This is a genomic window from Amycolatopsis sp. cmx-11-32, assembly GCF_047608695.1.
Classification (GTDB): Bacteria; Actinomycetota; Actinomycetes; order Mycobacteriales; family Pseudonocardiaceae; genus Amycolatopsis.
In genome coordinates this window covers 1-6,727 of sequence record NZ_JADNQN010000035.1, presented here as the reverse complement: position 1 = coordinate 6,727, position 6,727 = coordinate 1, and the positions used below count along the sequence as shown (strand labels likewise).

Sequence of the window (6,727 nt, the reverse complement as noted above, 5' to 3'; positions counted from 1 at the left end):
CCTGCGCCCATACTCGCATCACACCAGCTTACGTTCCTCCGAGCATTACCGACTCGATCAACCGTCAGCGGTCCTCAGCCGCGCCCGGCTGAGGGCTTGCCCTCGGTTGCCGACTCGTGCGCATGCGTCCAGAAGCGCGTGGGTACTAGCGAGCAAGTCACCCGAGGGAGTGGGCAGAAGCTGTGCGTGGCGCTCGCCCTACAGGGTTCACGTTGTACCGGCACGACGAGCATCCGCCGGTTCTCCACCTTCAGTCGCCCACCGCCAGCCTCTTCCTCGAGCGCCCAAGAGACATCGCGTTCTACGAAAGTCAACTGGAACGCTTGGCGGAACGAGCGCTCAGCCGACGAGAGACCCGAGAATGATTCACCAGGAAGCTGGCGGATATCGAGCGGCATCTGGAACACCACCGGCCGCTGATCCCAGGCGGTGCTGAGGCGCCGGTGGAAACGCGGACATGAAGCTCCCCTACGTCGTCGACGGGTCGCGTGGCGCTGGTCGCCTTCGCGATCAACCCCGACGTCCCGGGAAGTTTTCCGGGCGGGCTAGGGCTTTCACTCCTTGTTCGGCACCAGGTACAGCTCCTGCTTTCCGAGCGTCGGCGCGTCGAGCGTCCAGTGCGCGAGCGCGTCCTGTGGCGGGGCCGCCAGCCGACGCAGCACGAGTTCGGGACTGCGTGGCCGGACGTCGAAGTCGAAAAAGGCGTAGTTCACGCGGAGTATCGCGCGGGTCCAGCGGTTCTCCTTGCCGCGCGCCTCGATCGCGGCCGACAGCAGGCCGCGGTCGGAGAAGACGTCGACGACCGGGCAGCCGCAGGTGTAGGCGAGGATGCCGATTTCACCCGCGCTGCCGACGATCCGGCCTCCGGCGAGCGTTCCCAGTTCTGCTCCGATACGTGCGTACTGCGCGCTCGACGTGTAGTTCGACGTGAACGGCGCGTACGTGCGAGGAAGCCCGGCAGCCGCGTACGCGATCAGACCGGCGACGATCAACGCGAGCACCCCGCAAAACATGATCCGGTAGGAAACCGCTACGGCACACACGAAAACAGTCGCCACGGTGAGGCCGGGGCCGTAATACCAGTGGTAGGGCGGGACCGTCAGCGACACGTAGCCGAGGTGGTACAGCAGGCCACCGAGGGCGAGCAGAACGAACGGCCGCAGCCCGGCGGGGATCGTGCGCAGCCGGATGGCCAGTGTCACCACGGCGAGGACAGCGAGTACGGCGGGCAGGAACGCCAGCGCCGCCATCACCGGCGAAGTCCGCGCGTAGAACAGCGGGCCGCTACCGAAGTTCCAGGCACCCCAGGCATGTTGCGCGCCCTGGAGCGTCTTGATCACAACGGTGTCCGGTACCGCCGCGCCGAGCACCACCCAGCTGAAGCAGAACCACGGCAGCGTGATCAGCCCGGCTCCGAGCAGTGCGCGTCCCGTGCCGGGACGGAGGAAAACGAAGAGCACCACCGCGAACACGATCAGGTCCAGCCGAACCAGGGCGAGCACACCGGCTGCAAGACCGAAGGCGAACGGGTTCTCTTCGACGGCGAACACGGTGAGCCAGCCCAGGACCGCCGCACCGAGAGTGACCTCGAGCCCGATCGACGAGAGCAGAAGCGGGTTCACGGTCAGCGCGGCGAGTGTCAGAGCAGGGAACCGGGGCGGCAGCCCCGCCGCCCCGCCGAGCCTGCGCAACGCCAGGGCGAGCAGGACCTGGCATAGCACGAACAACGCTCCGGCGGCGAAGACGGCGTCGCGGACGAAGATGGTCAGGACCGCCAGGATGAGCACGTTCGCCGGCGACGTCGCGGTGTTCGACGTCGCGTCGGCGAGCAGGCCCCAGTGGCCGTGGAAGGCGACGTTGCGCACGTACGCGAGCGTGATGAACGTGTCGTCGATCAAATGCGGACGAGCGAGCAGGAACACTCCCGCCGAGAGCACCGCTACGGACAGGGGCATCCGCCAGGACGTCGTCTGGTTGTCCGTCGTCCGGACCTGTTCCATGATCATGGCTTGATGTGGCTCCCCCGGCCCGGAACGTTGCGCGCAACGTTCGGCCGGTGCCGGCCATAACCAGGGCGTGAGCAGTTTCGCGAGCGGGGTGGGGGTACCGGTGGAACAGACCGGTGACCGGGAACTGTGGGCCCGCGCGGCCGGCGGCGACGAGGGGGCGTTCGGCGAGCTGTTCGAGCGGCACGCCGAGGCTCTGTGGAACTACACGTATCGCCTGACCGGTTCGTGGAGCAGCGCCGAGGACCTGGCGTCCACGACGTTCCTCATCGCGTGGCGGCGGCGGGCCGAGGTGACCCTGGTGCGGGACAGCGCCCTGCCGTGGCTCTACACGGTCGCGGCCAATGTCGCCCGTGACGAGCACCGCGGTGCTCGTCGCCGGCTGCGGCTGCTCGGGAAGATCCCGGCTCAGCCCGCCGTGTCCGACCACGCCGATTCGGTGGCCGAGAAGATCGACGGCCAGCGCCGGCTGGGACAAGTCGCCGAAGCCGTCCGGTCACTGCCGAAATCGCAGCGCGACGTCGTCGAACTCTGCCTGGCCGCCGAGGTGAGCATCGCTGACGCCGCAGAGTTGCTGGGCATCGCCGAGGTCACCGTCCGCGCCCATCTTTCCCGGGGACGGGCCCGGCTGCGTACGTTGCTGGAGGAGAAATGAGCGGCGAACCCGTGTACCCACCTCGCCATGCGATGCCGGACGACGTCCGCACCCGGATGCGATCGGCCGTCCGCGAGGGGATCGCGAAGCCGCGGCGGCCGGCACGCATCTGGTACGCCGCCGCAGCGGTCGTTCTCGTCGCGTCCGGCGCCGCCGCCGCGACGCAGCTGCTCCGTCAGCAAGGCACGGACCCCCGCCCCGAGCCGGCCGCCGGCGAGCTCAACCTGGACGTCAGGCTGGCGACGTCCTCGCTCGACCGTTGCTGGGCCGCGGTGCGGGCCGCGGCCAAGACGGACCGAGTGCCCCCGCGCGAGGAATGGGTTCCCGTGTTCACGGACGTCAACCTGAGCGTTTCGGTCGTCGCCGCGACGGCGGCGGGCAAGCCGATGTTCTGCGAGACGACGCTGACCACCGTGACCCTGTCCGACCCGAACGCCGCCCCCACGTATGTGCCGGGCACCCGCACCGGGCTGCTCCTGCAGAGCGCGACCGGGCTGATCGGCGGGGTGCTCGATCCGGCCTTGCGGGGTGCGGGTCTCGCGTTCCAGGCCGAGGATTCCGCCGGCGGCGGGGACGCCGTGGAAGCTTCGCCTCTGACACATCAGTTCGTCTCGTTCTCCTGGACCGACCCCGCCAAGACGCAACTGTCCGTCTACGAGGCCGCCGGAGCGACGACCACGAGCCTGCCGCCGGCTCCGGCGCCGCTGCTTTCGGCCGTCGATCGCCCGGTCGCCCCGGCCGACCGGACCTCGTCCGCGGGACGTGCGCTGGGCGCATGCCTGTCCGGTGCGGTGGACGCCATCTCCGACGTGGCGGGCTATAGGCCGGGCGCGCTGCTGGACAAGGACGGCTATCAGGTCGTTCTCGGCCGTTTGGGCGACCGGAGCCTGGCGTGCACGACCGTTCCGAACTCGCGGCATCCCGGCCGGATGAAGATGCGTGTCTACCAAGACCATTTCGAGCTCCCGCCGGAGCAGCCCCGGAGAATCTTGATGCAGACCCTGGGCGGTGTGGAAGATGGTGGTGACCGGGGTAACTCTCGCGCACCGTTCGCCGGGACGCTGCTGCCGGCAACTGCGGTGACGGTGACCTGTGACTTCGGCGCCGGACTGACCTCGACGACCGATGTGGTCGACGGGACCTTCGTGGCCTTCGTTCCGAAAGAGGTGAGCGACCCATTCCGACCAGAGGTCCACATTCAGGCGCGTGACGCCAACGGCACCGTCGTGTTCGAAGGGACCCTGTAGCCGGGGTCGCCAGCCCTATCCGAGCACCGGGACTCCCCAAGCGGCCACCACCCGATCCGGGCCCAGATCGACCAGGGTAAGCCTTTCGCGACGAGAAAACCGTCCCGGACCAGCAGGCAGTGACCCGCCGCCGGGACCGTCAGATCGTGGGCGACGCGCAGGATCGTCTTTCTCTCGGCGACCGCGACACACAGTGCCTCGTCGACAAGTTCGCGGGTTCGCAGGCCCAAATCTGTCCCAGGCCTTACATCATCAGCGGGCCGATGGTTCATGTTCACCAGGCACGCCTGTGAAGACAGGGACGACACGGAGCCCAACAACACCGAGGAAAACGCGAACATAACTCATGTAACGCGTCATAGTGGCAACTCGAAGGCCATGTTGATCTTGAGCCGCCAAGGGGGCTCGAACCCCCGACCTTCCGTCTACAAGTCCGCAGCCACTTGGGGTCGTGCCGCCCCTATCGGGTCGGTTCGACGGATTCTATCTCGTCTCCAGCGACTCCGACTCCACCCAGCTCGCCGCCCGGCTACGAGAAACCGGACTCACCATCTACGGCTTCGGCGAACGCAAGACACCCAAGCCCTTCGTCCCGGCCTGCGACAAATTCATCTACGTTGAGAATCTCGCCCGCGCTAAGAACCCGGAACCGCTGGCCGAGACGGCGCTACCATCGAGATCACCCATCGTGACGACGCAGCTCACGGACGACACGAACCTGCTCGCCCTGCTGCGCAACGCCGTCGAGGCGGAAATTGACCACGAGGGCTAGGCCACATTGTCCGCTGTCGGCAACATCATCACCACACAGCGCCCCGAATTCGACTCCCGCACCTACGGCCACTCCAAGCTCATTAACGCTCAGTCGTCTCCCAGGGCGGGCGTCGTCCAGACCTCCCGCCGATCACGCGACGACTCCTACGCCTAGAATTATTGACACTGCGCCAATCCGAGGTGGCGTGGCATGACCTAGCGGAAGGCACTATCGATGGCACAAAAGGTATCCGTCCAGATCGTCGACGACATCGACGGGGGCGAAGCCACCCAGACCGTGCCCTTCGCGCTCGACGGCGTCACCTACGAGATCGACCTCTCCGATGACAACGCCGGCGCCCTGCGCGACGAGCTCGAGCGCTTCATCGACGCCAGCAGGCGAGTCGGCGGACGCAAGATGAAGGTCGCGACCGGACAGGCCACCGTGGCCGGTGGCACGGCGAAGTCCACCGACCGCGAACGCAACCAGCAGGTCCGCGCCTGGGCGTCAGCGAACGGCTACGCGATCGCCGAACGCGGCCGCATCCCCAACGAGATCTACGAAGCGTTCGACAACGCCGAGTCGGTCCCCGCCGAACCGGTCGCCGAAGAGACCCCCGTCAAGCGCAAGCGCGCACCTCGTAAGAAGTCCTGAACTACCTGATAACGCCCCTAGCTCCCTTCCCTGACCTATTCAGGGAAGGGAGCAGGCAAGGCATATCCCTCACCAGGCTGCCGTTTCCAAGCACACGCTCAGATCGCCTCAAGCAGCGCGGAAATCCTGGCGAATCGATCATTCGAGTCGAACTCGAAATGCAGATAATGTTCGTTAACCTCGTATCGGTCGAAATTCGGTCCGACACGTTCCGGATTTCCTAGTAGCTCAGCAACTTCGGCGCGTGTAGCGGTGGAGGAAATTCCATCCACTAGCATGGCAGGCCGCAAATACAGTCCGAAGTTGTCATCCCGCCCATCCGGCTGCGTCCGCACCGTGAACATTTTCAAGACGTCGTCTTCGAAGACCAATTCCGTTCCAGCCAGCTTGAAGAGGAAGTGTGTCGACTTCGCGCCGTCGAAGTCATGCTCCGTGTTCTTACCGTGGAAGGTGTCACCTTTGGCGTGGACCTCTTTCGGCAGCTCGATCGCGGTCCCCACTCATGAATCTCCGCTTTTTTTGGTCGGTCAGCCTGCGGCCGAGTTCCTTCTCCTTGGCCTTCTTGAGCGCCGCCGAGGACGGGATGTGGTCGTGCTCCAGATTGTCGTCGGCATTTTTGCGCTTCTTGAGATCGCCGTAGGTTCCGACATCGAGCGGCTTGACGTGTCCCGGGCCGGTGTCGATGCGTTTAAGCGCCTTGGTGGCCTGAAGAGACGTGTCGCCGGCTTCGTCGGCGAGTTTGCCCTCCAGACCGCGATCGCGGATGATCGGGCTTCCTCGCTGGTGAACTCGCGCGCGCAGAGGAGCTCCTCTGCGAGATTCGCTGATAGCGCTCTACTGTCCCGTTGTGCCGCGGCGTGTAGGGCTTGGTCTTCTGGTGCCGGGTCGCGTTCCGACGCCACGGGGCGAAGTCGCCGGATCGACAGCAGGCACCGTTGTCTGTGCCGACGCGATGGATGTGGGTGATGCCGTGGGCTGCAAACCAGACGTTGGCGCGAGCAAGGAACGCTGCGGCGGTGGCACCCTTCTCGTCGGACAGTGGTTTCTGTGTATGAAGGGCGGGAGAATCCGTCGATGGCGGAGTGCAGGTAGGTGTAGCCGCGTTTCGCACCGGATGACTTCGTCCGGTCGGCGGCCTTGGCTTGATCGCTGTCGCGGCTGTGGATCCGCCAGACGCCGCCATCGGGGATCCGTCCGACCTTCTTGACGTCGAGGTGCACCATGTGTCCGGGCCAGCGTGCGGTGATCTTTCCGGGCTTGCGGTTGTTCTCACCGCCGGGGTCGATGAACCGGCGTTTGCCGAGTCCAAGCCGGGTCAGCTGCCGTGTGACGGTCCGGCGATTGAGCAAGAATCCGAAGTCGGCGAAATCGTCTGTGATCCGTTGGGCGGACCACTTGCGTTCGCGGCGCC

9 protein-coding genes and 1 pseudogene are annotated in these 6,727 nt (G+C 66.1%); 7 read left to right on the top strand and 3 right to left on the bottom strand.

The genetic code is table 11. The annotated features are described in order from the left end of the window. Nucleotides 1-182 precede the first annotated feature (182 nt). The gene (locus ACM6LR_RS39155; protein WP_414942861.1) at nt 183-365 is read left to right on the top strand and encodes a Scr1 family TA system antitoxin-like transcriptional regulator; all 183 of its coding nucleotides are present in this window, start codon (nt 183-185) and stop codon (nt 363-365) included. A gap of 189 nt (nt 366-554) precedes the next feature. Here ACM6LR_RS39155 and ACM6LR_RS39150 read toward each other — a convergent pair whose 3' ends face one another. Next, nucleotides 555-2,006 (bottom strand): hypothetical protein, encoded by a 1,452-nt coding sequence (locus ACM6LR_RS39150; RefSeq protein WP_414942862.1) that lies wholly within the window; start codon nt 2,004-2,006, stop codon nt 555-557. 70 nt (nt 2,007-2,076) lie between these two features. On the opposite strand from ACM6LR_RS39150, the gene ACM6LR_RS39145 reads away from it, so the two are divergent. The 6 genes from ACM6LR_RS39145 (at nt 2,077) to ACM6LR_RS39120 (ending at nt 5,316) form a co-directional block, all read left to right on the top strand. Continuing rightward, a complete protein-coding gene (locus tag ACM6LR_RS39145; RefSeq protein ID WP_414942863.1) occupies nt 2,077-2,661 on the top strand; it encodes an RNA polymerase sigma factor in 585 nt (194 codons plus the stop codon). Continuing rightward, nucleotides 2,658-3,908: a hypothetical protein gene (locus ACM6LR_RS39140; protein WP_414942864.1), complete on the top strand. Its 1,251-nt coding sequence runs from the start codon at nt 2,658-2,660 to the stop codon at nt 3,906-3,908. Before ACM6LR_RS39145 ends, ACM6LR_RS39140 begins: the two co-directional genes overlap by 4 nt. A 146-nt stretch (nt 3,909-4,054) precedes the next feature. After that, a complete protein-coding gene (locus ACM6LR_RS39135; protein WP_414942865.1) occupies nt 4,055-4,201 on the top strand; it encodes a hypothetical protein in 147 nt (48 codons plus the stop codon). A 158-nt stretch (nt 4,202-4,359) separates the two neighbouring features. Continuing rightward, a complete protein-coding gene (locus tag ACM6LR_RS39130; RefSeq protein ID WP_414942866.1) occupies nt 4,360-4,680 on the top strand; it encodes an NYN domain-containing protein in 321 nt (106 codons plus the stop codon). Between the two features lie 6 nt (nt 4,681-4,686). Further along, the gene (locus ACM6LR_RS39125) at nt 4,687-4,836 is read left to right on the top strand and encodes a hypothetical protein (protein WP_414942867.1); all 150 of its coding nucleotides are present in this window, start codon (nt 4,687-4,689) and stop codon (nt 4,834-4,836) included. 60 nt (nt 4,837-4,896) lie between these two features. Beyond that, nucleotides 4,897-5,316 (top strand): histone-like nucleoid-structuring protein Lsr2, encoded by a 420-nt coding sequence (locus ACM6LR_RS39120; RefSeq protein WP_414945635.1) that lies wholly within the window; start codon nt 4,897-4,899, stop codon nt 5,314-5,316. A gap of 98 nt (nt 5,317-5,414) precedes the next feature. Here the strand turns inward: ACM6LR_RS39120 and ACM6LR_RS39115 are convergent, their stop codons facing one another. Together ACM6LR_RS39115 and ACM6LR_RS39110 are read right to left on the bottom strand one after the other, a co-directional pair. After that, entirely contained in the window at nt 5,415-5,816 is a 402-nt protein-coding gene (locus ACM6LR_RS39115; protein ID WP_414945634.1) for a hypothetical protein, read from the bottom strand. Between the two features lie 249 nt (nt 5,817-6,065). Continuing rightward, nucleotides 6,066-6,727, bottom strand: a pseudogene (locus ACM6LR_RS39110) (IS481 family transposase); the annotation flags it as partial.

Bases quoted from the DNA above. Each gene is read 5' to 3' on its own strand.
- ACM6LR_RS39150 (WP_414942862.1), bottom strand. From the start codon at position 2,006: ATGATCATGGAACAGGTCCGGACGACGGACAACCAGACGACGTCCTGG.
- ACM6LR_RS39140 (WP_414942864.1), top strand. From the start codon at position 2,658: ATGAGCGGCGAACCCGTGTACCCACCTCGCCATGCGATGCCGGACGAC.
- ACM6LR_RS39120 (WP_414945635.1), top strand. From the start codon at position 4,897: ATGGCACAAAAGGTATCCGTCCAGATCGTCGACGACATCGACGGGGGC.